The following is a 22,982-nucleotide window of genomic DNA, read 5'->3' as shown; positions in this document are numbered from 1 at the left end:
CCCCAAGCCCGAAAAACGGGACAAAGGCCAATGACCCGAAACCGGGCGGGGCTTCAAAACAAAGATCATCTGGCAGGGTGTCTGACAATGTGGTTTCTGATCAAAGGAACATTCTGGTTTTCGCTGGTGCTGGTGGCGCTGTCCTATTTCGGTAGCTACAACGACCCCACCAAGGAACCTTCGGCATTCGATCTTCCCAGCGCCGTTTCGGCCGCCGGTGAGGCCTATCGTTATGTTAGCGCCATCTGCATTGAAAAGCCTGATGTCTGCGTCAAGGGCGCCGAAACCTTCCACGCGCTCGGTGAGCGGGCAAAGGAAGGCGCCAAGGTTGCCTATGAACTGCTCGACGCGCAGCTTGCCGCCGGTGACAAGACCGCTCCCGCCGCCGAAGTGGCTGTCGAAACCGAGAAACTGGCCGAAGCGCCTGCTATCAGCGTCGAATTTCCCGGAAATACCGACATGCTGAAGACCGGCACGGTCATTCCCCTGCCGCAGAAGCGCCCTGCCCCCTGATTATTTCCCGGTCGCGCACCGCCGCGCCGCCCCTTCTCTGCAGCCGGATATGCCCGTCTGCGTGACTGCCTGCCAAACTTGCCCACGGAAACCTGTTTTCCGTGGGCTTTTTCATGGCCTGCACGGTTCAAAACCGGTCGCACTTGCCCTATATCGTAGCAAAGACATGCAATAATGGACGATACGGCGCGCAAATGGCCTCTCTCGAAACGATCCTTGATGACTTCGCCTTCCTCGACGACTGGGAGGATCGCTATCGCTATGTCATCGAACTCGGCAAAGCGCTGCCCGATCTGCCGGAGGACAAACGCACGCCTGAGAACAAGGTGCAGGGTTGCGCCAGCCAGGTCTGGCTCGTCAGCCATAGCGACGGTGCGGAAGACCCTCTCATGACCTTCGAGGGCGATTCCGACGCGCATATCGTGCGCGGCCTCGTTGCCATCGTCCTTGCCGTCTATTCCGGTAAAAAGGCCTCCGAAATCGCCGGCCTCGATGCCATCGAGGTGTTCGACAAGATCGGGCTGGTGGAGCATCTGTCGTCGCAGCGTGCCAATGGTCTGCGCTCCATGGTCAAGCGCATTCGTGAAGAAGCAAGGCTGCTCGCCGCCTGACCATTACCGTGTCAGCGTCATTGCCGCCATCGGCGGACGATAATCCTCTTCGCCCCAATGGTGGCTTGTCCGGCTGGCGCGGCTGGGCGGCGGTGCGTAGTGTCTCGCGAGCGACAGAAGTGCCGCCCTGAGCAGGAGTTTTGCGGAACGCGCCGGCCATTGCCGCTCCCGCTCCACCACCTCCAGCCCCTTTTCAAAACAGCAGACATCGATGGCGACGCCCGAAAGCTCTGGCCCCACGGCATCTGCGGCGCGGGCAAACCGGATCCGTGCGGCCATCGCCGCCTCGGTGAGATCAAGTGTGCCGCCCGCCTCCCCCTTTGTTCGGTTCGCTATTCGCGGCTCCCAAGTTGCCGTCACCTTCGGGCTGAGATGGCCGCGATGGAAATCAGCCGAGAGGCGTTCGCCCGCCTGCAAGGCTTCCGTTGGAAAAAAAGCCGTACCATCCCGCTCCTTCAGGCGGGAGAAGGCCATGAGGGGCGACGTGTTGAGGTCCTGCCGGGCCGGTTGTCTGTCGCCATCGACATCAACGACAACGCTCTGCAAATCCCGATGCTGCTCCTGAAAAATTTCGTCCCGGTCCTTCGCCATCGCGCGCTTGAGATAAGAGGCGAGCGGCGGCGCAGCAGACACCCTGTCTTCCCGCCTCTCGACCAGCCCGGAGGAGAGCGCAAGCTGCATCAGGGCCGCCGGCAACCGCAGTGCCGAACGCCCCTCCCGCGTTCGGTGCAGGAGGATATCGCTCCCGTCTTCGCGGATTTCAGCCGGGCCGGCTGCGATGCAACGCAGAAGCCGCAGCAGGGCCGGATCGACCGGAGTGCCTGTTGCCTCACTCATCCCGCACTCCTTTCATCACATTGAAAATGCTGCCGGCCAACCGTTCCAGCGCAGCGACGAATTCGTCAAAGGCCGGCTCGTCACGGCGGTCCTCGATAACCTGGCAGGCATGGCCGACCGTGGTTCTGTCCCTGCCGAAACAGGGGCCGATATCCGACATGGGAATGCCAAGCTGCACATGGCACACATACATGGCGATCTGGCGGACATGGCATTCGCTGCGCCGCCTGTCGCGGCGTGCGCCCAGCCGCTCACCGGTCAACTGCACCATTTCAGTGGTCAGCTGCCGGATCAGCCGGCAGATGCGGGCAACCTCATCCCGCCCGGCGGCAGGTGGAAAACGGCGAAAATGACGATCGGCGACCGGCACACATGGCCGCGCTGGAACAGGCAGGGGCAATATATCCGACGGCATATGCAACTCCTCTACGAATAGGAATTAATTCATACACCTGAGAATGACTGTGGGGAAGCGTGAATTTGCCGGGAGAGAATATACGCTTGATATGGTTTTACTTTTGCAGAAATGCCGCGGGCGATAAAGGATTTTTTTCCTCACACAAGATTCGACGCGGCAATAAAAAAGCCGGTCGACGGACCGGCTGGACATTCATGTGGCGGGAAAGACAGCTTCAAAGGAAACATGTGAAGCGGGCGGGCTCCGCTTGCCGCCTTCTCCCCGCCGGGGAGAAGGTGCGGCAGCGGGTAGGTTGAGGGGAGCCACGTCGGCGATATGCTGAGAGCTTGCCCCCTCTCATCTGACCCTTCTGGCCATCTTCTCCCCGGCGGGGAGAAGAACAGGCAGATCCGATTAGCGGCTGGCCTTGCGGCGCTGACCGAGACCCATTTCCTTGGCGAGCCGCGAACGGGCTTCGGCATAAGCGGGTGCAACCATCGGGTAGTCGACCGGCAGATCCCATTTTTCGCGGTATTCTTCCGGCGTCATGCTGTGGTGTGTCGTGAGATGGCGCTTCAGCGACTTGAACGAGCCGCCGCATTCCAAACAGACGATATGATCGTCCTGAACAGACTTGCGAACCGAGACAGCAGGCTTCTGCTTTTCGACATTGACCGCCACCGATGCCGGTGCCGAGGTGCCGCTGAGTGCCGTGTGAACATCCGAAATAAGGCCGGGAAGGTCTGTTACCGGAACGACGTGGTTGCTAACATAGGCAGCCACAATATCCGCCGTCAGTTCGACCAGCAGATCCTGGGCGTTACCGTATGCAGTTTCCGTCATTTAAGTATCTCCTGTTTATTTATCCCCGGAAGCGGACGAACGCCGCTTCGAGCGATGTGAAGTTACCCGGTGCCCCACCTTCGCCCTGTTGAAACCAACGTGAAATCTACCCCTAGATTTCAAGCGAAAACCGGAAACGTATTGATCCGAGATTCAACTTATGGCCCGCGACATGGGCAGCAATGGTCTTATGGACCATAGATTAGACATTAATAAAATGTCTATGCCGACTATGAAGAGGCTAGATGCAAATCGCGATTAGCAACTTTACACTTAATTTGGATAACAGCAAAACAGCAAAAGTCAAATTGCTATTGTGAATTTTTCAGTTCAAAACAGTCTAATGGCAATACAAAAAATTACGGGTAATAAAATACTATGCCAAGTAGCAATTGAAAATGAACACCCCCTATTATTAGGGGGATTTTCAACTTCAAATTTTCTTGAGGTCATCAACTACCGATTTAACATGAAGCGGATAACCTGCCTTGTGAGCGGCCATAGCCAGAAGATGTGCAGAGACCGGTGCAGTCAGAATGAAGAAAAAGAAGCCGGCAAGCGCCCGTGCCAGCGTCGACAAGTCCATCGAATGAATGCCCACGGCCAGAAGCAGAAGCCCGGACCCCACCGTTCCCGCCTTGGAAGCCGCATGCATGCGGGTATAGACATCGGGCAGGCGATTGAGGCCGATTGCGGCGATCAGTGAAAAGGCGGCTCCCGAGACCGTCAGTGCCGCAACGAGGATAGCCACCAGCCAGCCGGTCATTTTCCGCCCTTTCGCTTTTTGCCAAGATTTTGATTTTGCGATTTTTTTTCAATGGATTCCGACGCTCTTTCGCCATCCAGAACCGCCTTCGACTTCCGTCCGCCATCTGCGCCGCGCGCCAGCACGAACCGGGCAAAGGCCACCGTTGCCAGAAAACCGACAAGCCCGAGCGCAATCGCGATATCGACATAAAGAGTGAAGCCGGTGCGGATGGCGATGACCGCGATGAAGCCGATGGCGATGCCGACCAGCATGTCCAGTGCGACGATCCGGTCCGGCAGGGTCGGCCCGATGACAACACGATATACTGTCAGCAAAAAGGCTGCCGAGAGTACAACCGAGGCAAGTATAGTTGCAAATGAAACTATTTGTTCCGGCGTCATTTCTGAAACGCCTCCATGATCTTTTTTTCAAAGCCGTTGCGGATGTCGTTCCTTGCGGCTTCGATATCGCTGCAATCGATTGCGTGGACGTAGAGCGTTTTCCTGTCCTCGGATACATCGACCGACAGCGTGCCGGGGGTGAGCGTGATGAGATTGGCGAGCAGCGTGATCTGGAAGTCCGTCGTCACCGTCAGCGGATAGGCGAAGATGCCGGGCTGCACGTCGAGTTTCGGCCGCGTCACCAGCACCGCCACTTTCCAGGCGGACAGCGCCAGTTCCTTGAAGAACAGCAGCACGAGCGACAGTATTCGCGTCAGCCGCAGCCAGTGATTGTTGCCTCTGGGTATCTGATGGCGGATAAGCCCGAGCGCCAGTGCCGAAACGATGACGCCGAAAACGATATTCGCCGGCGTGACGCTGCCGGTTATGGCAAGCCAGATGGCGAGGAACATCGACAGGACGATATAGAGGCTCATGGTTTGCCTCCCTCGGGAAAGACCGACTGGATATAGGCCTGAGGATCACCGAGCCCCGCAGCAGCCTGCTGGCTGAGACTGAGCAGGCTTTCCGGGAACAGGCCGAAAAATACCACCAGCAAGGTCAGTCCGAGCAGCGGCACGACGGAGGGCACCGCCAGAGAGGACTGTGCCTGCAATGGCGGCTGGCCTGCCAACGTTGCCGGGCGCCAGAAACACAGCAGGAAAATCCGTCCGAAGGCGATGGTGGCGATGAAGCCGGAGACGAGAATGGCGGCGGCGAGCCACCAGGCGCCGATATCGATCGCCGATTTGACCAGCACCGCCTTCGGCCAGAAGCCGGAAAACGGCGGCAGGCCGGAGCCGGCGAAAAACAGCGCCAGCGCCAGCGCCGAAAACCATGGAGCCTGCCGGTAAAGACCGCTGAGCGCCGTCAGGCTGAAGCCGCCACCGAGACGGGCGGCATGGCCGGCGGCAAGATAAAGCGCCGTCATCAGCACCATGGAATGCAGCGCGTAAAAGATCGCGCCTGACACGCCCGACGGCGTGCCGATGGCGATGCCGGCCATCATGTAACCGATGCCTGAAATGACGATGTAACCGAGCATGCGGCGGATATCGTTCTGGGCGAGTGCGCCCATCGCGCCCAGAACCATGGTCAGCGCTGCGGAAACGGCGATGACGATGCTGAGCTCCTCCCTCTCGACCGGAAACAGCATGACCATGACGCGCAGCAGCGAATAGATGCCGACCTTGGTGAGCAACCCGCCGAACAGCGCCGACACGACGATGCGTGGCGTGTGATAGGAAGCGGGCAGCCAGAAATTCACCGGAAAGGCGGCGGCCTTCATGGCAAAGGCGAGCGCGAAGAGGCTGGCGAGCGTCATCAGCGGCGCGGTTCCGCGCAACCCGTTCGCCTTCAGCGCGATATCGGCCATGTTGAGCGTGCCGAAGATGGCATAGAGATAACCGACCGTGATCAGGAACAGCGTGGTGCCGATGAGGTTCAGGATGGCATATTTCAGCGCCCCGTCGATCTGCTCGCGCGTTGAGCCGAGCACGATCAGGCCGAAGGACGAGATCAACAGCACCTCGAACCAGACATAGAGGTTAAACAGATCACCCGTCAGGAAAGCGCCGGTGACACCGGCCATCAGCAGCATCAGGAACGGATAAAACCCGTATCGCCTGCCGCTTGAGTCGATATCGCTGCCGGCATGAATGGCACCGGCGAGCGCGACGATGGCAGCCGCGAGCGACAGCAGCGTGCCGGTGAGATCGGCGGTAAATGCGATCCCGAAAGGCGGCAGCCAGCGGCCCATGACCATGGTGAACGGACCCTGCGTCGCGACCTTCCACAAAAGCGCTGCATCGAGAAGCACGAGCAGGAAGAGCGCGGCGACGGCAACGGCCGCGTGGTGGCGAATGGCGTGGCGCATCATCATCAGCACCGCGCCGGTGCCGATGCAGAGCGCGACCGGCAGGATGATCAGCCAGTCGGACAGCGGCAAGGGTGCCATGACGAGTGCTGCGGAAAGATCGGTAACTGCGGAAGGGGTGGAGGAAGCCATGTCTGTCTCAGCCTCGCCCGCTCAATAACCGAGCGGCGGCATAGGCTCGCCGGCCGGTTCTGCGGTGCGCATTTCGTCCGTATCGTCGGTCTGCAATTCCTGGAAGGCACGCCAGGTCAGCACCAGAAGGAAACAGAAGAAGGAAAAGGAAATCACGATTGCCGTGAGGATCAGCGCCTGCGGCAGCGGATTGGCAGCACCCGCCGGCAGGGCATCCATGCCGGCCGGGATGATCGGCGGCACTTCACGCGTCAGCCGGCCTGCGGTGAACAGCAGCAGGTTGACCGCATTGCCGAGAATGGCGATGCCGAGCAGCACGCGGATGCTGTGTCGCGAAAGCATGAGATAGATCGCCACCGAAAAGAAGATGCCGACGAGAATGGAGAAGACCGCTTCCATCAGTCGCTTTCCCTTTCTTCCAGAGCCAGGGCAATGGAGGTGATGGCGCCGACCACAACGAGATAGACCCCGATATCGAAGGACATGACGGTGGAAAGCGGCACTTCAACGCTAAACAGGCTCGGATAGACCCAAAGCCCGGTCATGAACGGCACGCCGACAGCAATCGAAACGAGGCCGGACAGCATCGCCATCAGCAGACCCGCTCCTGCAATCGCGAGCGGATGAAACACGATGGCGCGCCTGACAGCCGCCACGCCATAAGCGATGCCATAGATCGCCAGCGCCGAAACGGCGATCAGCCCGCCGATGAAACCGCCACCCGGCTCGTTATGGCCGCGCAGCAGCACGAAGATCGAGAAGAGCACCATGAGGCTGGTGATGACCGGGGCGACGGTGCGCAGAATGAGCGTATTCATGCCTGCACTCCCTTCTTCTTCTTCGTGGTCTTTACCGGCCCCTTGACGGACGCAGCCGGGCGGATGCGGATGAGCGCGAGGATGGCGAGACCGGTAATCATCACCACGGCGATTTCGCCCAGCGTATCCGTACCGCGGAAATCGACGATGATGACGTTCACGACATTGGCGCCGTGGGCGATGACCTTGGAATAGGTATTGTAGAAGTCCGTAAGGCGGTTATCGAAGCTCGCTTGCGTCGCCCGCATCAGGAACAGGGCAAAGCCGGTTCCGCAGGCAATGGCGATGGTGCTGTCCAGGAGCTTCTGGCCAAGACCGCGATGGTCCGACGGCGACAGGCGAAGCCGCGTCATCACCAGCGTCAGAATGACCACCGACAGGGTCTCGACCATGAATTGCGTAAACGACAGGTCGGGCGCACCGAACAGCAGGAAAATGACCGCTACCGCAAAGCCCTGAATGCCAAGCGCGATAATGGCGGTGAGCCGGCTCGACGCCGTCAGCACCGCAACAAGCCCCACCACCGCAATGGCGATGAAGGTCAGTTCATGGATCTGAATATCGTGCGGCCAAGAGGGCATCGCCGGAAGTTCGCCGTAAAGAAACAGCGGCACAAGCAGCACGGCGGCGATGACGGCGAAGGTGGCGGTGACGTAAAACTCCAACCGGCCGGGCTGAATGAGCCGTGTGACGTGGAAGGAGATTTTCACCAGCGCTTCGATGAAGACATCAAAACCCCTGTCCGGCCCGGCTCCCAGCGCCTTGAACGTGCGGTCCACCAGGCTGCGAAGGGGGACAAGCTGCGTATAAAGGACGATGCCGAGCGCGATCGTCAGCAGCGACAGGCCGAGCGGCACGCCGATATGGGGAATGAGCGAAATTTCCACCGGGCGCGGCTCACCGGCGATGGCGCTTGCCATGGGGATGGAGATGTAGAAATGCGCGATGCCGGAAAAAAGCGCGATGGTGAGCCCTTTCAGCGCCAGGAGCGCCGGGCCGAGCCAGAGCAGCAGCGGGCCTTCATGCGCGTGTTTCGGGGTTTTCACCGGCTTGCCGAGGAAGGGTTTCAGCCCCACCGCAAAGGCGACCGCGAACATCAGCGCATTGCCGAGAATGGCGATGCCGGTAAACAGCACGGCGCGCGGATTGCCATGCGCCAGCGCGTAATAAATCTCTTCCTTGGCGAGGAAGCCGAAAAATGGCGGCAGGCCAGCCATGGAAATCGCCGCCGCCAGCGCCGCCGCAAAGGTGACAGGCATGGCCTTGCGCAAGCCGCCAAGCTTCGTGACATCGCGCGTACCGGTCTCGTGGTCGATGATGCCGGCGACCATGAACAGCGCGCCCTTGAACAGCGAATGCGCCACGAGATAAAGAACGGCCGCCTCGATGGCATGGTCGGAGCCGAAACCGGTGAGCATCACCAAAAGGCCGAGCGACGACACCGTGGTATAGGCGAGCATCAGCTTCAGATCGGTCTGGCGCACGGCCAGCAGCGCGCCGGTGAGCATCGTCAGCCCGCCGAAGAAGGGCAGCAGGATCTGCCATGCGGCCGTGTCTCCGAGAACCGGGTTGAGGCGCATCAGCAGATAGACGCCGGCCTTCACCATGGTTGCCGAATGCAGATAGGCGGAAACCGGTGTCGGTGCTTCCATGGCGTTGGGCAGCCAGAAATGGAAGGGAAACTGCGCCGATTTGGTGAAGGCGCCACCGAGGACCAGAAGCAGCGCCGCCAGATAAAACGGGCTGTCGCGCAATATATCGCCGCCGCGCACCAGCATAGACAGTTGCGTCATGCCGCTGATGTCCCAGATGAAGATCAGCCCGGCAAGCAGCAGCAGACCGCCGCCGCCCGTCACCACCAGCGCCTGCAGTGCGGCGCGGCGCGAGGCCGGGCGCTCATGATCGAAGCCGATCAGCAGGAAGGAGGTGATGGAGGTCAGCTCCCAGAAGACGAACAGCATCAGCAGGCTGTCGGAAACGACGACGCCCAGCATGGCTCCCATGAACAAGAGCAGGAAGGACAGGAAGCGGCCCTGCTGCGGATGACCTTTCATATAGCCGCCGGCATAAAGCACGATCAGCAGGCCGATGCCGGTGATCAGCAAAGCGAAGGTCAGCGACAGGCCATCGATGAACCAGGAAAAGCTGAGATTGAAGCTCGGCACCCAGGCATAACCGCCGGTAATCACGCCGCCCGCTGCGATTTCGGGCAGCATCAGCGCGAAATGCACAAAGGCCAGACCCGGCGCAAGCGCCAGCACCCAGGCGGCATTGTGCCCAAACCTTTTCACCAGCACCGGTGCGGCAAGTGCTGCCAGAAACGGCAAAAACAGCGACAGGAATGTCAGCGCTGTGACATCTGATGTCATTCACATCTCCCGGGGTGTCCCCCACCCCTGCGCGCCAATGAATGGCGTTCTTTTTCAAATCGATTTTTCCAGTTAAGGCATAGACAAAGCCATCTCAACCCAAATCGACACTTACGGCTCATAACGAACGCGTTATGACGCCCGCCCCTTTCAATCGGAAGCGGCGATGATTATCTGTGGCGAGAACAGAAAGGATCATTCCATGAGCGATCTGACACCCCCCAAAGTGAACAAGAGCGATGCCGACTGGCGTGAACAGCTGACGCCGGAGCAATATCACATTCTGCGCGAGCACGGCACGGAGCGCCCTTTTACCGGTCCCTATTGGAACTCCACCGAAAAAGGCCTCTACCGCTGTGCCGCCTGTGACGAGCCGCTATTCCTCTCCGACACCAAGTTCGATGCCGGCTGCGGCTGGCCGAGCTATTTCGAGCCGATCAAACCGGACGCGGTGACCGAACTGCGCGACGCCAGCCACGGCATGGTGCGCACCGAAATCCGCTGCGCCAATTGCGGCGGCCATCTCGGCCACGTTTTTCCGGACGGCCCGAAGCCGACCGGACTGCGTTACTGTATCAATGGGCATTCGATGGTGTTCGAGCCGGTTTGAGCGAGAGGTAAAACCTCTTAATCGACTGCGTGTCGCAAAACAGTGCCGCGAGTTTCTTCTCCCCGCCGGGGAGAAGGTGGCCCGAAGGGTCGAATGAGGGGGCAACGCCAGCGATAGACCGAGAGCTCGCCCCCTCATCCCGCTGCCGCGGACTTCTCCCCGGCGGGGAGAAGAACAACGCGGCACTCGCCCGATCTACAGGTGGCCTTCAGCTTCTTAGCTCAGCTTCAGCTCCATGCACGTCAAATCCAGCCAGCGGCCGAACTTGGTGCCGACTTCCGAAAACCTTCCGACGACCCTGAAACCGAGGCTTTCGTGCAGGCGGATGGAAGCGGTGTTTTCCGCTTCGATGGCGGCGATCAGCACATGCACGTCATTGCCGGAAGCGTGGTCGATCAGCGCCTGCATCAACCGCTTGCCGATGCCATGGCCGCGGGCTTGCCTGTGCACATAGACCGAATGTTCGCGGGTGTGGCGATAGCCGTCGAAGGCGCGCCAGTCGCCATAGGATGCGTAGCCGGCAACCTTGTTGTCGAGGATGGCGACGATGACCGGAAAGCCCCGCGCCTTGCGCGCAGTGAACCACTCCTTGCGGTTTTCCAGATCGACCAGCACGTCGTTCCAGATCGCCGTCGTGTTCACGACCGCATCATTGTAAATCTCCATGATGCCGGAGAGATCATCCACGGTCGCGTCACGCAGTTCCACGGTCATTATCCTTCGCCCTCGCTCATTGCAGAATACGCGCCGGCATTGTTGCGGTCGCGATCCTCACGAGCCTTAAGCGATGACGCCGCGGCCTGTCCAGTGTCTCCGGCGCGATATGGGGAGGCTATTCAGGACGCCAGAGGAACAAGGCTGAAAGCGGTGACCACGGCGAAATAATGAATGGCGGCGGCGGTGACGACAAAACCGTGCCAGATGGCATTCTGGAAGCGCAGTTTTTCCCAGACATGGAAGATCACGCCAAGCGAATAGATGACGCCGCCGGCGACGATCAGCCAGAGCGTGACGGGAGCGAGATGCGACGACAGGGGCTCGACAACCATGATGCCGCTCCAGCCCATGGCGAGATAAAGACCAATGGCCACCCGGTCGTATCGGCCGGGAAACAGGCATTTAAGGAGGATACCGCAGAGCGCGGTGAGCCAGATCAGCCCCAGCATGGTGGCGATCAGCGGATCGTGAATGCCGCGCATCAGGAAGGGCGTATAGGTGGCGGCGATGAGGATGAAGATCGCCGAATGATCCAGCCGGCGCAGGAACCATTTTACCCGGGAATGGGGCCAGATATTGTAAGTGAAGGACACGGAAAGACAGGCAACCAGACCGAGACCGTAAATCCACGCGGCCGCAATCGCGCTCAGCGTACCCCAGACGGTGGCGTAAAAAATCAGCGCCGTGGCGCCGACCAGCGCAAAAACAATGCCGACGCCATGAACGATGCCATCGGCGACAATCTCGTGAAAATCATATTTGCGCCCGAACCGCCACAAATCACTCATAGTTCATTCCCGTCTGCGTGCTTCCACCAAAGCATGGAGACAATATTAGACAGGAACAAGACAGCAGCCGGTTAACGTCGATCAAATTGCGTTCGAGGCTGTTGCGAAAGGAGAGGTGACGTTTCGCGTGCGCCAGTGAACACCTCTGGAGCGAGCGGTGGCCGCGGGTTCCTTCTCCCCGCCGGGGAGAAGTCTGCGGCAGCGGGATAAGGGGGCGAGGCCAAAGATATTCGGAGAGCTTGCCCCCTCATCCGACCCTTCGGGCCACCTTCTCCCCGGCGGGGAGAAGAAATCTGCCGTGATGTCGTACCAACCAATCCTTCATTGCAACGGCGTTTTACAAAGCCGCAGCGCATTCCTGACAGAACGGCGTGTAAGGCACCGCCTTCAGCCGGTCCTCCGAGATCGTCTTGCCGCATTTGACGCAGGTGCCGAAGGTGCCCCTCGCGATGCGGTCGAGCGCCGCGTCGATGGCGCGCAGCTCGTCCTGCCCAACCTGGCCCATCTCATCCAGCACCTCGTCATTGTTGCGCTCAGTGGCGCGTTCCTCGTCATCGGGATTGCGCGGCTGCTCAAAATCGGCCTCGATCCGGTGCAGACGGCGGTAAAGCTCACGCTGGCGGTCGCGCAGGATTTTCTCGTAACTCTCGACATTCATGGTGTTTTCCTCCAGCCGATGCGGGCGGCCATTCGCCCGCACCCTTGCATCTTAGCCCGGTTACCGGTCCACCAGCACCGAGCATTTGGCGTGGCGCACCACGCGGTCGGCGGTGGCGCCGATGAAATAATTGCTGAAATCCGGCGTATGCGAGGCGATGATGATCAGGTCCGCCTTGTGCTGCTCGGCGGCGGCGATGATCTCACGCGCTGGCGCGCCGCTGCGGATTTCCTGGCTGCCCTTGAAACCGAACTTTGCCTTCAGGTCCGCAAGTTTCGTCTTGGCGTCCTTGATGGCGTTTTCGATAAGATCGACGGGCAGGTCGATCGCCATGTAGCCGGGCAGTTCCTCAACCACGTTGATGAGGACGATCTCGCCATCGGCGTCCAGCAGCGCCTTGGCCTTTTCAAGGATCTTTTCCCCCTTGTCGGTGGCGCTGAGGTCTACCGGTACGATGATCTTCTTGTACATGGCTGTCTCCTTTGGCTTATTCCGCCGTTTCGCGTGTCGTGCTCAAGCTCATATTTCCCTGCCATCGCTTGATCCGCCTTGATCGAAGTCAAGGCTGTGCCGGTCTCGCAACAGGGCATTGTCAACGAATAGTGGACGGTCAATCGCCAGACGGCGATCTTTGCTGAACGACGAAATCCGCCCATATTCACCACAGACAAACGCCGCAAAGCGGCGTCGGCCAATGCCGGTGACCGCCGATCCGCTTTCCGGTGCGTCATATTCAATATGGAGATTATGATGAGTGAAATCAAACAATTCGCCCTGACGCGACCGGCCTATGTCGGCCAGGCTCATCTCGTTGTCCACGACCTGCCGCGCGTTTCGGATTTCTACCAGAAGATCATCGGCCTTTCGGTGCTTGAAAAGACCCCGAGCGGCGAGGTTCTGGGCGTGAATGGCCAGCCGCTCTTGACGCTTTCCACCTCCAACACGGCGGAACGCGCACCGCGCAATGCCGCCGGCCTGTTCCACACCGCCTTCCTGATGCCGAGCCGCGATGATCTGGCGCAATGGCTGGCGCATGCCGCGCATAACAACGTCCAGCTTCAGGGCGCATCCGACCATCTGGTCAGCGAGGCGATCTACCTTGCCGACCCCGAAGGTAACGGCATCGAGGTCTATCGCGACCGTTCACCATCCGAATGGACCTACCAGCCCGACGGCACGGTGGAGATGGCCACCCTCGCCCTCAATCTTCAGGCGCTTTACGACAGCGCACCGAAAACCGCATTCGCAGGTGCGGCGGAGGGAACCGCCATCGGCCATATTCACCTGCAGGTCGGCAATATTCCGCAGGCGGATGAATTTTATCAGGACGTGCTGGGCCTGAACATCATGGCGCGTTATCCGGGCGCGAGCTTCTTCGGCTCCGGGGCCTATCACCACCATGTGGCCGCCAATATCTGGAACAGCCGGGGTGCTGCGGCACGCAAGGACAATATGACGGGGCTTTCCGGTTACTCGCTGAAATTCAACGAGCCTGAAGCACTCGACAAGGCTGTCGCCGCGCTCGACCGGCTGGAAATCACAACGGAGCGGCAAAGCGATGGCATCGTCCTGAAAGACCCTTGGGGCATCGGACTAAAGCTTTCCGCATAAACATAAAAAAGGGGCGGCCAAAAATTTGCGCCGCCTCGGAACCGCCATATTTTTCGAACGTTTGTCCCTTGATTGGGGGACCGTTCAATGAATGAAAATGCCAGACCGGACAAAACCGGCACTTTCGGCCATCACGTGGCCAGCAACGCAGCCGCCCCGGCGACAAGGGCCGATCCGCTGGAAACCCCTGCCTCCGGTTCACGCCGCGACGATGCGCGTAGCCAGCAGCCGCTCGGCCGCGAAGCGCTTGATGTCGTTGTCGCATGGTCGGTGATCGGCATCTTCCTCATCATGCTGATGGCGGTCATCCACGAATTGTCGCTCATCCTCATCCCGGTGGTAATGGCCATCGTGGTCGGCATGATCCTCGGCATCGCCGCCGAAAAACTCGGCTCCTACGGCATTCCCGGCTTCGGCGTCGCGCTCATCCTCTCCTCTCTCGTGGCGGCGGTGATGTTCTTCGTGGTCAATTCACTGACCGAGCCGCTTTCCCTGCTCGCTTCGGAAGGGCCGGCGCTGGTGGAGCGCAGCATCGACCGTTTCCTGCCCTATCTGCAAAGCCTCAGATGGCTGAATATTTCGGCGGCGAGTTTCAGCATGGGATCGATGTCGATGGAATCGCTGATTTCGCGCAGCGGCGAGATCATCTCCGTGCTCGGCGCCAACGTCACCCCGGCGGTCATTCAGGGGCTGATCTTCCTCGCCGCACTGCTGATGTTCCTTTATAGCCGGCTGCGGCTGCGCAAGGCGATCATCATGGCCTTTCCGGCCCGCCACCAGCGGCTACGCACCATCCGCATCATTGGCTCCGTGGAAGAAGTCCTCGGCACCTATTTCGCCACGGCAGCGCTGATCTATGCCGGACTTGGCGTGACGATGGTGGTTATCGCCTATCTTGGCGGGCTGGCCATGCCGCTGCTCTGGGGGCTGTTCGCCTTCCTCTCCAGCTTCGTGCCGTTTCTCGGCATTACCGCCATGACGATTTCGCTGACGGTGGCCGGTATCATCACCCATGACAACATCGTTCTGGCGCTTCTGCCGGCGGCAATATTCTTCACCATTCACCTGTTGATGGAAAACCTCGCCTTTCCGGCTGTCGTGGGCCGCAACATGGAGATCAACCCCTTCCTCGTCTTCGTGATGATCATCTTCTGGACATGGATGTGGGGGGCGGCCGGCGCCATGCTGGCCCTGCCCCTATCGCTGATTGCCATGACGGTGACGCGGGAGTTGTTTCCCTCGCGCCGGGTGGTGCCGAAATTGCCGGATTGACCGGCGGCTTTCCGGCTGGAAATGCGACAGAAGAAGGGGATTTAAGGGTTTTCGTGATTGAGAGAAAAGCGAAACCGCTCCAGGTGTTTTCAGGAGGTTGTCCGTTGACGGCGGGCGCGTGGGTTTACCCCCTCTGCCCTACCGGGCATCTCCCCCACAAGGGGGGAGATCGGCAAGACGCTCTCTCGCCACTTCATCCTCGACCGTTGTGATCGTCGAAACCTAGCCGCAGATCGATCTCCCCCCTTGTGGGGGAGATGCCCGGCAGGGCAGAGGGGGGTAAAGCCCCACGCACCCCGCTCAACTAAATGAACAACCTCCCGAAACCCAACAGCCAGGCCGCTCAGGAAGCGAGCGGCATTCGCTGCCCCTGCGCCTGCGCCATACGGCGCTCGTGCTCGATCAGCCATTTCTTGCGCCATAGACCGCCACCATATCCGGTCAGGCTGCCATCCGCCCCCAGCACCCGGTGGCAGGGAACGACGATGGCGATCTGGTTGGCGCCATTGGCGCGGGCCACGGCGCGCACGGCGGAAGGTCTTTCCATGGTGTTTGCGAGCGAGGAATAGCTGACGATCTCACCCACCGGAATTTGCCGCAAGTTCTGCCAGACATCGCGCTCGAAGGGCGTGCCGTGGCCGGCAAGCCGGGTTTCGAAGGCCGCTGAGCTGCCGGCGAAATAGGCGGCAAGTTCCGCCGCGATCTGGCCGATCACCGCGGTGCGGCCAAGCACCATATCCGCGCCGGTGCGGGCCTTCAGCCGCTTCAGCTCGGCTGGAAGGGCCGGCCGGTCGGCGAATTCGAGCAGATGCAGGGCATGATCGTCGGCAACGACCAGCATCGGGCCGATCGGCGTATCGATCCAGTCACCTTTCAAAAACCCCTTGCCCTTCATGGCGACGGGCGACGTGCCGAAGAACTGGTTGATCGCCGAGCGAAAGCCGCTGCCGGATTCGTAACCCGCATCGATCTGCGCGCCGATCACCGCCTCACCCGAGGCAAGGCTCGTCGCCGCATCCCCCAGCCGGCGCAGCCGGGCGATTTCCAGAAAACTCATGCCGAAACGACGCTTGAAGGTGCGGCGCACGGTGGAAGGGTCGTGTCCCAACGCCACCACATCCTCCTCTCGCCAGCGCCGCGCCGGTTCGTTTTCCAGCGCCGTCAGAAGCGAGGTGACGGTCTCGTCGGCGGTGCCGTAGGCGAGCATCGGCTTGCAGCGCTTGCAGGGGCGGAAACCCGCCTCCAGGCATTCGGCGATGGTCTCGCGGAACCGGCAATTCTCGATCTTCGGCTTTCGCGCCGTGCAGGTGAAGCGGCAGAAAATCTTGGTCGAGGTCACGCAGACATAGGCCACGCCTTCATAGGCGGGATCCTTGTTCACAAGGGCGGAATACAGGGTTTCGGTGTCGGGGCGTTTGAACAGCATCATGGGAGGATGCTAGCGCAAATTTTTCCGGCGCGCCGCCGAAAAACGGGCATGGATGTAGAGGATGTTATCGGCTTGTGTCCGCGCCGTTTCACGGCCAAGCCGGTGCGACATATTTCTTCTCCCCGCCAGGGAGAAGGTGGCGCGCAGCGCCGGATGAGGGGCAAGGGCAGAGATATGCGGAGAGGTTGCCCCCTCACCTGCCCTTCGGGCATCTTCTCCCGGCGGGGAGAAGAAACGGGCGGCGACCTTGCGGATCAATTCCCCGGCGGTGCGAAGGACGGGTCGTCGAGACGCGTGAAAATCACGCCGCGCGCCTTCAGCGCCAGAAGGCCTTTCACCACGCCTTCGCCCGCTTCATGGGTGGGCTGGTTGATGTGGGAGATGATGACATCGCCGTCTTTTGCCGAGGCGATGTGTTTTGCCGTCGCGCCCGCGCCCAGCAGCGAGCCGCCATCGCCATTGACGGAATAACCGGCCACCCGCATGCCGAGCCGGTTGATGGTGGCCATGGAGGAATTGGTATATTTCGCCGTCGCACCGCGGAACCATTGCGGCTGGAGGCCGGTGGCGGCGACGATGGCCTGACGGCCGCCCTCCACTTCCTGCTCGACCGCCATTTCAGAACCTGCGGCGGCGATGCCATAGATGGAAACGGGCTTGTCCACCGCCGGCACATGGTTTTCGCCGTGGTTTTCGATCTCGAAGAGGTCCGGATGCGCCATGAGCACGGCGAGCGCCTCGCCATTGTGTTTCAGCCAGCGGGCGGTGACGAAGATCGTCGCGGGGATGCGCTCGCGTACCAGCGTATCGAGGATGCGGTGATCGGTCTTGCCCATGCAGGCATCAAGCGTCATCGCCACCCGCACCTTGCCGTCATGCTGCGGCGTCATCTTCAGCGTCGGCTCGACCAGCCCGGTGCCCGCGAGCGCGGCCGACGCGGCAGAGGCAAACAAGACAGCAAGGAGGAAGCGACGCATCATTTTCGTTTTCCGCAGTGTAATAACGTATAATCCCGTGGCAATCCGCCCGTAAAGCGCCCGAATTATGGCGCGGTTTCCAGCGCGGACAGGGCTTCAAGCGCCTCTTCCACCCGCTGGCGTTCCGCGCTGGTGAGCGGCAGGATCGGCCGGGGCGGTTCGCACGCCGTCAGTTGCAGGATGTTGGCGGCGGCGTACACCACGCGGATGCTGCCGAATTCCTTGAACAGCGCCCAGAGCGTCTGGAAGGCCGCATCGAGCCTTTTTGCCTCCTCCGCATTGCCGGCCTGAGCCGCCCGCATCAATTGCAGGGCTGGAACTGGCAGCAGCCCGGCAACGACGCTGTACCAGGTATCGCCACCGGCAAGTGTCGCCTCGGCGCAGCCCCAGTCACCGCTGTAACCAATGGCGAAATTATCCGACAGCTTCGGCCTCAGCCGCGCGAGTTCACCCGCATAATCGGAATCGGCCGGTAGCGGCATCTTGATGGCGCGGATATTCGGGATGTAGGCAAGCCGCACCAGAAGCTCGTCGCTGAAGGTAAAGCGCGTTGTCGTCGGGTTGTTGTAGATGGCAAGCGGCAGCGCCGTTGCGCCCGCCACGGCGGCGAAATGATGATAGGCCTCTTCCTGCGTCAGCGGCGTGTAGGAGACGGGTGCGAGCAGCAGCGCATCGGCACCGGCCGCTTCCGCATCCTTCGCCAGCGCCACGGCCTCATCGGTGCGCAAGGCACCGACACCGGCCATCAATATGCGCTTGCGCTTGAGGATGGCGGCTGCCGCCTCGATGGCGCGGCGTCTCTCTTCCCGCGTAAGATACATATAGATGCCGGTGCTGCCGAGGATGCCGATGGAATCGACCGCCGCCGCATCCAGCCGCTCGATGAGGGCGGAGAAGGCCTGCGTGTCCACCCGCCCGGCCTCATCGGCCGGCGTGATCGGAAAAGCCGAAAGTCCCTTGAATCGTATCGCCATGCCCGTCTCCCTCGCTTTGATCAGGCGGCAGGGTTACAGAGCCGGTGGCGGAGCGGCAAGAAAAGTGGCGGCTAAACGCCTGCCGACAACCGAAAAAATCCTTGCTTAGTCATAAAGATACAACTTCTTCCACTGCTCCTCGGGAATCCTGTCGCCAACGCGGTAATCAAAGGACTGGATGCTGAGGCTGTCGCTCTTCAGCTGGCATTTGTATTTGAGCTTGTACCATTCGCCGGAACTTCTGAAGACCGCACCCGGCGCCTTGATGGAGTTCTTGCCGACTTCCGGATCGCCGAAAGTATAGGCGATGACCTTGTCCGGCCGCATGCCCTTCTGCTCCGTCGCTATCCTTTCCATCGCCTCGATATCGCAGCGCTGCTCCAGACGCTCTTCAGGAGCAAGCGCATTCAGCTGCCGCATGACGCTGGCGTCGATTGCAAAAGCGGGGGTAAAGGCCTGCAAGCTGAGGAAAAAGGCAGAAAGGGCAGCGGGAAGAAGCTTTCGCATGGGGTCCTGTCAGTTTTTTCGTTTGTTCTTGTCGATAGACGGCGGGCCGGAGACCGGCGCGCATCATCGCTGATTTGCCGGATATTGCCAAAATGTGATCGAAAGCTGACCAAATTGTGCCCAAGCCGCATTACGCCTGTGGAGATTTGAAACTTGATCGGCCGCGAGGGTCACTCTACATCTTGGTGCCACACCTTGGTATTGCCCATGGATTTTTATAGGAAAGCGAGTTTCCATTGCCGATTTTCAAGAACCTGCCCGCCGCACCGACCGCCGAAAAAAGGCCCGTTCAGGACACGCATCACGGCATTACCCGCACCGACGATTACGCATGGTTCCGGGCCGATAACTGGCAGGCCATGTTCAAGGACCCGACCCTGCTCGACCCGTCGATCCGCGCCCATCTGGAGGCGGAAAACGCCTATATGGAAACGGCCATGGGCGACACCAAGGCGCTTCAGGAAAAGCTGTTTACGGAAATGAAGGGCCGCATCAAGCAGGACGATTCCTCCGTGCCGGTCAATGACGGGCCTTACGCCTATGGCACGCTGTTCGTGACCGGCGGCGAGCAGCCGCATTATTTCCGCACCCCGCGCGGCGGCGGTGAAAAACATGTGCTGCTTGATGGCGACAAGGAGGCCGAAGGCAAGGATTATTTCCGTCTTGCCGGCCTCGACCAGTCCTCCGATCACAGTCACGGCATCTGGGGTTATGACGACAAGGGTTCGGAATATTTCACCCTGCGCATCCGTAACCTCGAAACCGGCGAAGACCTTGCCGACGTCGTGGAAAATACCGGCGGTGGCGGCGCGTGGGCACCCGATGGCAAGAGCTTCTTCTACACGCTGCAGGATGAAAACCATCGCCCCTCCAAGGTCTTCCACCATATCATCGGCGAGCCGCAATCGGCCGACCGGCTGGTTTATGAGGAAAAGGATCCCGGTTTCTTCATGGGCGTTGGCGCGTCGGTTCTCGACGATTTCATCTTCATCGACATTCACGACCATGAGACCAGCGAATATCGCATCCTTTCCACGGGGGACCTGACCGCCGAGCCTGCTATCGTAGCGGAGCGCGAAGAGGGCATCGAATATTCGATGTGCGAAGGCGGCGACGTCTTCTTCATCCTCACCAATGATGGCGACGCCAAGGATTTCCGCATCGTGGAAGCGCCGGTGACCGCGCCCGGCAAGGAAAACTGGAAAGAAGTCGTGCCGCATGAGCCGGGCCGTCTCATTCTTTCCGTCGATGCCTATGCCCGCCACCTGATCTGGCTTGAACGCCGCGACGGCCTGCCGCGCATCGTCATCCGCGATCGCCGCACCGGCGAGGAACATTCCATCGCCTTTGCCGAGGAAGCCTATTCCCTCGGCCTGCATGGCGCGGCGGAGTATGACACGGATGTCATCCGCTTCTCCTATTCGTCGATGACGACGCCGAGCCAGCTGTTCGATTACGATATGGTGACGCGCGAGCGCACGCTTCTGAAGACGCAGGAAGTACCTTCCGGCCACAATCCGGACGATTACATCACCCGCCGCATCATGGCGCCCGCCCATGATGGCGAGCTGGTGCCGGTCTCCCTGCTCTACCGCAAGGATGTAGCGCTTAACGGTTCGGCCCCGTGCCTGCTTTATGGCTACGGCGCTTACGGCATCAGCATTCCCGCTTCCTTCTCCACCACGACGCTGTCGCTCGCCGACCGTGGTTTCATCTATGCCATCGCCCATATCCGCGGCGGCAAGGACAAGGGTTTCGAATGGTATGAAACCGGCAAGATGGAGGACAAGCAGAACACCTTCAAGGACTTCATCGCCGCTGCCGACCATCTGGTTCAGGAAGGTTTCACCTCCTATGAGGGCATCATCGCCGAAGGCGGCTCGGCCGGCGGCATGCTGATGGGGGCTGTCGCCAACATGGCGCCGGAAAAATTCGCCGGCATCATCGCCGCCGTTCCCTTCGTGGACGTGCTGACCACCATGCTGGATGACACGCTGCCGCTCACTCCGCCGGAATGGCCGGAATGGGGCAATCCGCTGGAATCGGCAGAGGAATATCAATGGATCGCCGCCTACAGCCCCTACGACAATGTCGGTGCGAAACCCTATCCGCCGATCCTTGCGCTTTCAGGCCTTACCGACCCGCGCGTGACCTATTGGGAACCGACCAAATGGGTGGCGAAGCTGCGCGAAAAGACGACGGGGGAAGCCCCGATCCTGCTCAAGACCAACATGGCGGCCGGCCATGGCGGCAAATCCGGCCGTTTCCAGCGGCTGGAAGAAATCGCCTTCGAATATGCCTTCGCGCTGAAGGTGGCGGGCAAGGACGCGGCATGACACGCTAACTGCCGAACGGGCGACGGACTAAACCGTCGCCCGACATTATCCCGAACGAAAATACCTGCAAAAAACCTCTTTTTGAATATTTTTTCCACAAAATCTCGACTGTGCCTTTTCTACAAATGCCACTTTCGTCACTAGTGAATTTTTATTTTCTGTTACTGTAACTAACAATATATCTGACATAAAAGCAAATAACTCTCATGTATTACCCGACATGAGAAAATGTTCCGAAAATCGAATGCATGGCTGCAATGCGCCTTTTCGCGTTGCAATATCACTTTTTGGCCGTATTATGCCGGTCGTTGACATATTCATGCGCCTTTTCGCCGCACCTCTTGCGGCATTCCCGCAGCACGTCTTGCGGATATTCTTTATGCCGGATTTTTTCGGCTTTTTCACGCGCCATGTCAGTTCGCCCTTGGCAATCCGGGCTTTGCAGTGCTCCCGCTTTGCCAATTGAAAACACTGCATCAGACTTGGGGGTCTTACACCATGAAGAAACTCCTAGCCTCGACCATTCTCGTAACGGGCTTTATCATCGCTGCCGGTGCAGCAAATTCCGCCAATGCCGCCGAAGAGTGCGGCAGCATCACCATCGCCGAAATGAACTGGGCATCCGCCGGTGTCGCGGCTTACGTCGACAAGTTCATCATGGAAAACGGCTATGACTGCACGGTCAACGTCGTCAGCGGCGATACCATGCCGACCTTCGCCTCCATGAACGAAAAGGGCCAGCCGGACATGGCGCCCGAATTGTGGGTGAACGCCGTGCGCGAACCGCTCGACGCCGCCGTCAAGGACGGCCGCATGGTCGAAGCGTCCAAAATTCTTTCCGAAGGCGGTATCGAAGGCTGGTGGATCCCGAAATTCATCGCCGACGCACACCCAGATATCAAGACCGTCGAGGATGCGCTGAAACATCCCGAACTCTTCCCCGCTCCGGAGGATGCCAGCAAGGGCGCCGTACATAATTGCCCCTCCGGCTGGAACTGCCAGGTGACCACCACCAATCTTTACAAGGCGCGCGAAGGCGACAAAAAGGGCTTCACACTGGTCGATACCGGCTCTGCCGCCGGCCTCGACGGCTCCATCGCCAATGCGTTTGAAAAGAAGCAGGGCTGGCTCGGTTATTACTGGTCGCCCACCGCCATTCTCGGCAAATACGAGATGGTGAAGCTGGATGACGGCGTCGAACTCGACCGCGCCCATTTTGACGAGTGCACGGCCAAGGTCGATTGCGCCGATCCCAAGGTCAACGCCTATCCGGTGGCCGATGTCTTTACCGTCATCACTAAGGATTTCGAAGGCAAGGCCGGGGTGACGATGGATTATCTCAAGGCCCGCAACTGGGACAACAAGATGGTCGCCGAAATCCTCGCCTGGATGGATGAGAACCAGGGCACCAACGAGGATGGCGCGGAATATTTCCTCGAGAACCATGAGGAAACCTGGACAAAGTGGGTTCCGGCCGAGGTGGCGGAGAAGATCAAGGCTTCGATGTGATCGTTTTGGG

General features: G+C 60.0%; 26 protein-coding genes. 7 read left to right on the top strand and 19 right to left on the bottom strand.

Annotation, left to right across the window (positions count from 1 at the left end; all coding sequences use genetic code 11):
- Positions 1-87 precede the first annotated feature (87 nt).
- Positions 88-513 carry a DUF5330 domain-containing protein gene (locus tag CFBP6623_RS03130; RefSeq protein ID WP_046798630.1) on the top strand — a complete coding sequence of 142 codons (426 nt, stop codon included), beginning with the start codon at positions 88-90 and terminating at the stop codon, positions 511-513.
- Positions 514-707: 194 nt separating this feature from the next.
- A complete protein-coding gene (locus tag CFBP6623_RS03125; protein WP_046798629.1) occupies positions 708-1,124 on the top strand; it encodes a SufE family protein in 417 nt (138 codons plus the stop codon).
- 3 nt (positions 1,125-1,127) lie between these two features.
- Here the strand turns inward: CFBP6623_RS03125 and CFBP6623_RS03120 are convergent, their stop codons facing one another.
- The 10 genes from CFBP6623_RS03120 to CFBP6623_RS03075 all read right to left on the bottom strand — a co-directional run bounded on the left by CFBP6623_RS03120 (position 1,128) and on the right by CFBP6623_RS03075 (position 9,584).
- Positions 1,128-1,961, bottom strand: a complete 834-nt coding sequence (locus CFBP6623_RS03120) for a DUF6456 domain-containing protein (protein ID WP_062653673.1) — start codon at positions 1,959-1,961, stop codon at positions 1,128-1,130.
- Positions 1,954-2,376, bottom strand: coding sequence for a helix-turn-helix domain-containing protein (locus CFBP6623_RS03115; RefSeq protein ID WP_046798627.1), 423 nt, complete (start codon positions 2,374-2,376; stop codon positions 1,954-1,956). The genes CFBP6623_RS03120 and CFBP6623_RS03115 overlap by 8 nt, the downstream gene beginning before the upstream one ends.
- A 396-nt stretch (positions 2,377-2,772) precedes the next feature.
- Positions 2,773-3,201 (bottom strand): MucR family transcriptional regulator Ros, encoded by a 429-nt coding sequence (gene ros / locus CFBP6623_RS03110; RefSeq protein WP_003497181.1) that lies wholly within the window; start codon positions 3,199-3,201, stop codon positions 2,773-2,775.
- A gap of 433 nt (positions 3,202-3,634) precedes the next feature.
- Positions 3,635-3,967, bottom strand: a complete 333-nt coding sequence (gene mnhG / locus CFBP6623_RS03105) for a monovalent cation/H(+) antiporter subunit G (RefSeq protein WP_046798626.1) — start codon at positions 3,965-3,967, stop codon at positions 3,635-3,637.
- The gene (locus tag CFBP6623_RS03100; RefSeq protein ID WP_046798625.1) at positions 3,964-4,350 is read right to left on the bottom strand and encodes a cation:proton antiporter; all 387 of its coding nucleotides are present in this window, start codon (positions 4,348-4,350) and stop codon (positions 3,964-3,966) included. Before CFBP6623_RS03100 ends, mnhG begins: the two co-directional genes overlap by 4 nt.
- Entirely contained in the window at positions 4,347-4,826 is a 480-nt protein-coding gene (locus tag CFBP6623_RS03095; protein WP_046798624.1) for a Na+/H+ antiporter subunit E, read from the bottom strand. The genes CFBP6623_RS03100 and CFBP6623_RS03095 overlap by 4 nt, the downstream gene beginning before the upstream one ends.
- A complete protein-coding gene (locus CFBP6623_RS03090) occupies positions 4,823-6,397 on the bottom strand; it encodes a Na+/H+ antiporter subunit D (RefSeq protein ID WP_080842208.1) in 1,575 nt (524 codons plus the stop codon). Before CFBP6623_RS03090 ends, CFBP6623_RS03095 begins: the two co-directional genes overlap by 4 nt.
- A 21-nt stretch (positions 6,398-6,418) precedes the next feature.
- The gene (locus CFBP6623_RS03085) at positions 6,419-6,796 is read right to left on the bottom strand and encodes a Na+/H+ antiporter subunit C (RefSeq protein WP_046798622.1); all 378 of its coding nucleotides are present in this window, start codon (positions 6,794-6,796) and stop codon (positions 6,419-6,421) included.
- Positions 6,796-7,215, bottom strand: coding sequence for a Na+/H+ antiporter subunit B (locus CFBP6623_RS03080; RefSeq protein WP_046798621.1), 420 nt, complete (start codon positions 7,213-7,215; stop codon positions 6,796-6,798). The genes CFBP6623_RS03085 and CFBP6623_RS03080 overlap by 1 nt, the downstream gene beginning before the upstream one ends.
- The gene (locus CFBP6623_RS03075; RefSeq protein WP_046798620.1) at positions 7,212-9,584 is read right to left on the bottom strand and encodes a putative monovalent cation/H+ antiporter subunit A; all 2,373 of its coding nucleotides are present in this window, start codon (positions 9,582-9,584) and stop codon (positions 7,212-7,214) included. Before CFBP6623_RS03075 ends, CFBP6623_RS03080 begins: the two co-directional genes overlap by 4 nt.
- A 202-nt stretch (positions 9,585-9,786) precedes the next feature.
- Here CFBP6623_RS03075 and msrB point away from each other — a divergent pair, with 202 nt between their 5' ends.
- The gene (gene msrB / locus CFBP6623_RS03070) at positions 9,787-10,194 is read left to right on the top strand and encodes a peptide-methionine (R)-S-oxide reductase MsrB (protein WP_046798941.1); all 408 of its coding nucleotides are present in this window, start codon (positions 9,787-9,789) and stop codon (positions 10,192-10,194) included.
- 216 nt (positions 10,195-10,410) lie between these two features.
- Here msrB and CFBP6623_RS03065 read toward each other — a convergent pair whose 3' ends face one another.
- The 5 genes from CFBP6623_RS03065 to CFBP6623_RS03045 form a co-directional block, all read right to left on the bottom strand.
- Complete coding sequence (locus CFBP6623_RS03065; RefSeq protein WP_046798619.1) at positions 10,411-10,908, bottom strand: GNAT family N-acetyltransferase; 498 nt, start codon at positions 10,906-10,908, stop codon at positions 10,411-10,413.
- Positions 10,909-11,030: 122 nt separating this feature from the next.
- Positions 11,031-11,699 carry a PAQR family membrane homeostasis protein TrhA gene (gene trhA, locus CFBP6623_RS03060; protein ID WP_046798618.1) on the bottom strand — a complete coding sequence of 223 codons (669 nt, stop codon included), beginning with the start codon at positions 11,697-11,699 and terminating at the stop codon, positions 11,031-11,033.
- 337 nt (positions 11,700-12,036) lie between these two features.
- Complete coding sequence (locus CFBP6623_RS03055; protein ID WP_046798617.1) at positions 12,037-12,357, bottom strand: TraR/DksA family transcriptional regulator; 321 nt, start codon at positions 12,355-12,357, stop codon at positions 12,037-12,039.
- A 60-nt stretch (positions 12,358-12,417) separates the two neighbouring features.
- Positions 12,418-12,828 (bottom strand): universal stress protein, encoded by a 411-nt coding sequence (locus CFBP6623_RS03050; protein WP_046798616.1) that lies wholly within the window; start codon positions 12,826-12,828, stop codon positions 12,418-12,420.
- A gap of 48 nt (positions 12,829-12,876) precedes the next feature.
- Entirely contained in the window at positions 12,877-13,125 is a 249-nt protein-coding gene (locus CFBP6623_RS03045) for a hypothetical protein (protein ID WP_080842691.1), read from the bottom strand.
- On the opposite strand from CFBP6623_RS03045, the gene CFBP6623_RS03040 reads away from it, so the two are divergent.
- Together CFBP6623_RS03040 and CFBP6623_RS03035 are read left to right on the top strand one after the other, a co-directional pair.
- Entirely contained in the window at positions 13,108-13,968 is an 861-nt protein-coding gene (locus CFBP6623_RS03040) for a VOC family protein (RefSeq protein ID WP_080842209.1), read from the top strand. The two genes, CFBP6623_RS03045 and CFBP6623_RS03040, sit on opposite strands and share 18 nt — an antisense overlap.
- A gap of 87 nt (positions 13,969-14,055) precedes the next feature.
- Positions 14,056-15,240, top strand: coding sequence for an AI-2E family transporter (locus tag CFBP6623_RS03035; RefSeq protein ID WP_046798614.1), 1,185 nt, complete (start codon positions 14,056-14,058; stop codon positions 15,238-15,240).
- A gap of 343 nt (positions 15,241-15,583) precedes the next feature.
- Here the strand turns inward: CFBP6623_RS03035 and CFBP6623_RS03030 are convergent, their stop codons facing one another.
- The 4 genes from CFBP6623_RS03030 to CFBP6623_RS03015 form a co-directional block, all read right to left on the bottom strand.
- Positions 15,584-16,669 carry a bifunctional transcriptional activator/DNA repair enzyme AdaA gene (locus CFBP6623_RS03030; protein ID WP_046798613.1) on the bottom strand — a complete coding sequence of 362 codons (1,086 nt, stop codon included), beginning with the start codon at positions 16,667-16,669 and terminating at the stop codon, positions 15,584-15,586.
- 254 nt (positions 16,670-16,923) lie between these two features.
- Positions 16,924-17,649, bottom strand: coding sequence for a polysaccharide deacetylase family protein (locus CFBP6623_RS03025; protein WP_046798612.1), 726 nt, complete (start codon positions 17,647-17,649; stop codon positions 16,924-16,926).
- Between the two features lie 62 nt (positions 17,650-17,711).
- Positions 17,712-18,620: a dihydrodipicolinate synthase family protein gene (locus CFBP6623_RS03020; protein ID WP_046798611.1), complete on the bottom strand. Its 909-nt coding sequence runs from the start codon at positions 18,618-18,620 to the stop codon at positions 17,712-17,714.
- Between the two features lie 105 nt (positions 18,621-18,725).
- A complete protein-coding gene (locus tag CFBP6623_RS03015; protein WP_046798610.1) occupies positions 18,726-19,127 on the bottom strand; it encodes a DUF930 domain-containing protein in 402 nt (133 codons plus the stop codon).
- Positions 19,128-19,363: 236 nt separating this feature from the next.
- On the opposite strand from CFBP6623_RS03015, the gene CFBP6623_RS03010 reads away from it, so the two are divergent.
- Together CFBP6623_RS03010 and CFBP6623_RS03000 are read left to right on the top strand one after the other, a co-directional pair.
- Positions 19,364-21,463 (top strand): S9 family peptidase, encoded by a 2,100-nt coding sequence (locus tag CFBP6623_RS03010; RefSeq protein ID WP_080842211.1) that lies wholly within the window; start codon positions 19,364-19,366, stop codon positions 21,461-21,463.
- 498 nt (positions 21,464-21,961) lie between these two features.
- Positions 21,962-22,972: an ABC transporter substrate-binding protein gene (locus tag CFBP6623_RS03000; RefSeq protein WP_046798608.1), complete on the top strand. Its 1,011-nt coding sequence runs from the start codon at positions 21,962-21,964 to the stop codon at positions 22,970-22,972.
- Positions 22,973-22,982: the final 10 nt, after the last annotated feature.

It is taken from the genome of Agrobacterium tumefaciens, from assembly GCF_005221385.1.
Lineage (GTDB): Bacteria > Pseudomonadota > Alphaproteobacteria > Rhizobiales > Rhizobiaceae > Agrobacterium > Agrobacterium tomkonis.
This window is presented reverse-complemented; position numbering and strand designations above follow the sequence as displayed.

What these genes read in the sequence shown, in the direction of transcription:
- CFBP6623_RS03130 (WP_046798630.1), top strand. Translation starts at nt 88, where the DNA reads ATGTGGTTTCTGATCAAAGGAACATTCTGGTTTTCGCTGGTGCTGGTG.
- CFBP6623_RS03125 (WP_046798629.1), top strand. Translation starts at nt 708, where the DNA reads ATGGCCTCTCTCGAAACGATCCTTGATGACTTCGCCTTCCTCGACGAC.
- CFBP6623_RS03120 (WP_062653673.1), bottom strand. Translation starts at nt 1,961, where the DNA reads ATGAGTGAGGCAACAGGCACTCCGGTCGATCCGGCCCTGCTGCGGCTT.
- CFBP6623_RS03115 (WP_046798627.1), bottom strand. Translation starts at nt 2,376, where the DNA reads ATGCCGTCGGATATATTGCCCCTGCCTGTTCCAGCGCGGCCATGTGTG.
- ros (WP_003497181.1), bottom strand. Translation starts at nt 3,201, where the DNA reads ATGACGGAAACTGCATACGGTAACGCCCAGGATCTGCTGGTCGAACTG.
- mnhG (WP_046798626.1), bottom strand. Translation starts at nt 3,967, where the DNA reads ATGACCGGCTGGCTGGTGGCTATCCTCGTTGCGGCACTGACGGTCTCG.
- CFBP6623_RS03100 (WP_046798625.1), bottom strand. Translation starts at nt 4,350, where the DNA reads ATGACGCCGGAACAAATAGTTTCATTTGCAACTATACTTGCCTCGGTT.
- CFBP6623_RS03095 (WP_046798624.1), bottom strand. Translation starts at nt 4,826, where the DNA reads ATGAGCCTCTATATCGTCCTGTCGATGTTCCTCGCCATCTGGCTTGCC.
- CFBP6623_RS03090 (WP_080842208.1), bottom strand. Translation starts at nt 6,397, where the DNA reads ATGGCTTCCTCCACCCCTTCCGCAGTTACCGATCTTTCCGCAGCACTC.
- CFBP6623_RS03085 (WP_046798622.1), bottom strand. Translation starts at nt 6,796, where the DNA reads ATGGAAGCGGTCTTCTCCATTCTCGTCGGCATCTTCTTTTCGGTGGCG.
- CFBP6623_RS03080 (WP_046798621.1), bottom strand. Translation starts at nt 7,215, where the DNA reads ATGAATACGCTCATTCTGCGCACCGTCGCCCCGGTCATCACCAGCCTC.
- CFBP6623_RS03075 (WP_046798620.1), bottom strand. Translation starts at nt 9,584, where the DNA reads ATGACATCAGATGTCACAGCGCTGACATTCCTGTCGCTGTTTTTGCCG.
- msrB (WP_046798941.1), top strand. Translation starts at nt 9,787, where the DNA reads ATGAGCGATCTGACACCCCCCAAAGTGAACAAGAGCGATGCCGACTGG.
- CFBP6623_RS03065 (WP_046798619.1), bottom strand. Translation starts at nt 10,908, where the DNA reads ATGACCGTGGAACTGCGTGACGCGACCGTGGATGATCTCTCCGGCATC.
- trhA (WP_046798618.1), bottom strand. Translation starts at nt 11,699, where the DNA reads ATGAGTGATTTGTGGCGGTTCGGGCGCAAATATGATTTTCACGAGATT.
- CFBP6623_RS03055 (WP_046798617.1), bottom strand. Translation starts at nt 12,357, where the DNA reads ATGAATGTCGAGAGTTACGAGAAAATCCTGCGCGACCGCCAGCGTGAG.
- CFBP6623_RS03050 (WP_046798616.1), bottom strand. Translation starts at nt 12,828, where the DNA reads ATGTACAAGAAGATCATCGTACCGGTAGACCTCAGCGCCACCGACAAG.
- CFBP6623_RS03040 (WP_080842209.1), top strand. Translation starts at nt 13,108, where the DNA reads ATGAGTGAAATCAAACAATTCGCCCTGACGCGACCGGCCTATGTCGGC.
- CFBP6623_RS03035 (WP_046798614.1), top strand. Translation starts at nt 14,056, where the DNA reads ATGAATGAAAATGCCAGACCGGACAAAACCGGCACTTTCGGCCATCAC.
- CFBP6623_RS03030 (WP_046798613.1), bottom strand. Translation starts at nt 16,669, where the DNA reads ATGATGCTGTTCAAACGCCCCGACACCGAAACCCTGTATTCCGCCCTT.
- CFBP6623_RS03025 (WP_046798612.1), bottom strand. Translation starts at nt 17,649, where the DNA reads ATGATGCGTCGCTTCCTCCTTGCTGTCTTGTTTGCCTCTGCCGCGTCG.
- CFBP6623_RS03020 (WP_046798611.1), bottom strand. Translation starts at nt 18,620, where the DNA reads ATGGCGATACGATTCAAGGGACTTTCGGCTTTTCCGATCACGCCGGCC.
- CFBP6623_RS03015 (WP_046798610.1), bottom strand. Translation starts at nt 19,127, where the DNA reads ATGCGAAAGCTTCTTCCCGCTGCCCTTTCTGCCTTTTTCCTCAGCTTG.
- CFBP6623_RS03000 (WP_046798608.1), top strand. Translation starts at nt 21,962, where the DNA reads ATGAAGAAACTCCTAGCCTCGACCATTCTCGTAACGGGCTTTATCATC.